This window comes from Rhodococcus sp. T7, assembly GCF_009872365.1.
In the GTDB taxonomy this organism is placed as follows: domain Bacteria; phylum Actinomycetota; class Actinomycetes; order Mycobacteriales; family Mycobacteriaceae; genus Rhodococcus_F.
In genome coordinates, this window is the sequence record NZ_WXYH01000389.1 from 731,518 (window position 1) to 734,486 (window position 2,969).

Here is a 2,969-nt window from a genome sequence, read left to right on the forward strand (position 1 = left end):
AAGGGCGTCGTTCTGTCGACGCTCACCACCTGGGTCTGGAGCGGATCCGCGTTCGTCGTCCCGTCCGCGATGGCGAAGGCCGCCGTGCACTCGATGACGATGTCGCTCGCCGTCGAATGGGCGCGCTACGGGATCCGCCTCAACGCCCTGGCCCCGGGACCCATCCCGACGGACTACGCGTGGGAGATGCTCAACCCGACCGAGAAGAGTGCCGTCGGCGCGACCCAGGCCGACCAGGTGCCGATGGGCCGGATGGGCACGATGGAGGAACTGGCCAACCTCACCATTTTCCTGCTGTCGGATGCCTGCGACTACCTCACCGGCCAGACCATCGCCATGGACGGCGGTCAGATGCTCGCCGGCCCCGGCACTTTCGCCGGCCTGACATCGATGACCGGCGAGGACTGGGCCACCGCCCGGGAAAAGAGCAAGGCCGCCAGCGAAGCCGCCAAGTCGCAACGCGGAGTCTGAGCGGGCCGGACACTGGGCCGTCACGACGGAACTGCACCTGGACTTCTCTGGTAACCCGCCCCTCGACGGATCGATTCTGCGGGCGGAAAGCGATGTCGTCGCCATCGACCCGGGCGGTGGTCTCGCGGCGGCCGGCCAGATGCTTGATCCGAGCGGGGCAGGTCGTCGCCCTCGGGACTGCAAGCCTGCGGTTCGTCGCTGCGGCACCGTCGGGATCGGTGCCCGACGACGTCCGGGCCCGAGCGAGTGGGTCCTCGATGACAACGACGGTCCCCTGCCATCGTGCACTCGTCCGGCTTCGACACGATCATGCCGAAAACCCTCGCGACCGCCGCGGTCGGCAACCGGAGTATGCGCGGGTTCCATCGGTTCGATTCCTCTGGTGTCACCGCTCGACACCGTGATCGCCCCGTAAGAGATGCGGTTGGGGGAGCCGGGTTCGGTCACCGCCGACACCGTTCACGCCCAGGCCGCCGAGCACGGTCTCCTAGATGCCGAGGACGTGATCGTCCTCGCCGGACGCGACTACAGTCGCATCGCCGCCGCGGTGTGGCCGGGCGCCCGGACGCCGCTCGTGGGCAGCCGTGGGATCGGTGAACAGCAGCAGCGCCTCGCTCGTATCGCCGCACTGGGTATGGCCGCGATCGGTGCGGCGCAGTCGCATCCGAGGTCGGCATGAGACGAATCATTTGGGTGGCACGCGACAGGTTCCGGCACGCACGACATCTGTGGTCAGAAGAGGGGAGGAAAGAATGCTGACCGTTGCGTATCTGGTACCGGGGACGATGCCGGGCGAGGCGATGCTCCTCGTCGGAAGCGATGGGGGATAGGGCATGACCGAGGCGAAGGCCACCACCGAGCAGTCAGACGTGCACTGGGGCACTGTCGTTCTCCATCGGTGCGAGCCGCGCCGTGCGCACCTGTCCGGTGGTGTCGTGGCCGCCCTCGGCGGGGTCACCGCTATCGGGGTGATTTCGGCGATGGTCACCACGCTGGCACTGGTGGTCGGGGCGTGGGAGCGGCCCTGCTGCATTTCGTGTGGGGACCGTCGACCCGGCACGGTCGGAGAAGGTGGTCGAGGACTTCCTCGGCGTCGTACCGGTGGCCGGGACGACGCTGCTGCTCACGCTGTTGCTGACCGGCGGGGCGATCGGCGGTCTGCACGTCGCCGGCCGCCACCTCCGGACACATCAGCCGGCCGGGATCACCGGAGCCCAACTGCAGCGGGCCCCGGACGAGTTGCGGCACCTGATGAGTGACGCCGTCCTGGCCGTCGAGCAGATCAAGGCCTCCCGCCCGTTCGGGGTGGGGCTGTTCACCGACCTGGACCTGCGGGCGGCCATGTGGGACCTCGGGACCCGGGTCCTGGCCGCCGCGGAACTGCACGAGGCGATCACCGCGGCCGCCGGCACCGGATCGGGCCTGCTCACCTCCGACGATCACCGGACCTACACCCGGGTTTGTGTCGTTCTTACCTGCGGTCAGCACGGATGCGATGAAGGCGATGGGCGGGGTGATCCGTTCCTGGCACCTGGCCCGGCGCAGTGACAAGTCCCTCGATGACCTCGCACGCATGTTCAACAACATCGTGCAGGGGTGGATCAACTATTACGGGCGCTTCTACAAGTCCCGGTTGCTCTACTTCCTCCGTAGGCTCAACCGACACCTGATGCGGTGGGCCTGCCGGAAATCCAAACGGCTCAAACGCCGAGAACGACGTGCGATGGCGTGGTTGGCGGAGATCGCTAGGCGATCTCCCCGCCTGTTCGCGCACTGGCGGCTCGGCGCCCGTCCTGATGGCTGGGCAATGGGAGCCGGATGAGTCGAAAGGTTCACGTCCGGTTCTGCGAGAGCCGGGGGGTGCGATTCCCCCCGGCCACTCACCAGTTCGTCGGGATCGATCTACACCGGCAACGCTCGGTGATCGTCCGGCAAACCGATTCCGGTGAGCAACTCGCGGTGGCGCGAATCGTCAACGACCCCGCTTCACTCGCCCTGCAGCTCGAGAAGGCCGGAGAGCATCCGGAGGTGGTGCTCGAGGCAACCTATGGCTGGTACTGGGCGGCCGACACGCTGCAGGCGGCCGGTGCCACGGTGCACCTTGCGCATCCATTGGGTGTCAAGGGATTCCGGTACCGGCGGGTGAAGAACGATGTACGCGACGCCCGGGATCTGGCGGATCTGTTGCGGATGAACCGGTTGCCCGAAGCGTGGATTGCCCCGCCACCGACGCGGGAACTGGTGCGCTACAGAGCCAAGCTCGTCGCGTTGCGGTCGGGACTGAAGGCCCAGGTGCACTCGGTGCTCGCCAAGGCCGGGGTGTTGATCCCGGTGTCGGACCTGTTCGGCGTCGAGGGGCGTGAGCGTCTGACGCAGGTGCCGCTCGGTGTCGCGTACGCGCAGCGGGTGATTTCGCTGCTCGAGCTGATCGACGTCCTCGACGCGCACGAGGGACGATTCTTCGACCGGATCGCCGCCGAGTTGCGTGGCCATCCTGG

The 2,969-nt window shown here is 67.6% G+C and carries 5 protein-coding genes; all 5 read left to right on the forward strand.

The features are described from left to right. On the forward strand, positions 1-471 hold a 471-nt coding region (locus tag MLGJGCBP_RS47450; RefSeq protein WP_160104045.1), incomplete at its 5' end, for an SDR family oxidoreductase. Between the two features lie 424 nt (positions 472-895). Further along, complete coding sequence (locus tag MLGJGCBP_RS47455; RefSeq protein WP_236581173.1) at positions 896-1,150, forward strand: hypothetical protein; 255 nt, start codon at positions 896-898, stop codon at positions 1,148-1,150. Between the two features lie 359 nt (positions 1,151-1,509). Beyond that, on the forward strand, positions 1,510-2,019 hold the full coding sequence (locus MLGJGCBP_RS51110) for a hypothetical protein (protein WP_201453102.1): 510 nt from the start codon (positions 1,510-1,512) through the stop codon (positions 2,017-2,019). Then, entirely contained in the window at positions 1,976-2,293 is a 318-nt protein-coding gene (locus tag MLGJGCBP_RS47460) for a group II intron maturase-specific domain-containing protein (protein WP_236581727.1), read from the forward strand. The genes MLGJGCBP_RS51110 and MLGJGCBP_RS47460 overlap by 44 nt, the downstream gene beginning before the upstream one ends. After that, positions 2,290-2,969: IS110 family transposase (locus MLGJGCBP_RS47465; protein ID WP_236581720.1), on the forward strand; the 680-nt coding region annotated here is incomplete at its 3' end. The genes MLGJGCBP_RS47460 and MLGJGCBP_RS47465, both read left to right, overlap by 4 nt.

What these genes read in the sequence shown, in the direction of transcription:
- MLGJGCBP_RS47460 (WP_236581727.1), top strand. Translation starts at nt 1,976, where the DNA reads ATGGGCGGGGTGATCCGTTCCTGGCACCTGGCCCGGCGCAGTGACAAG.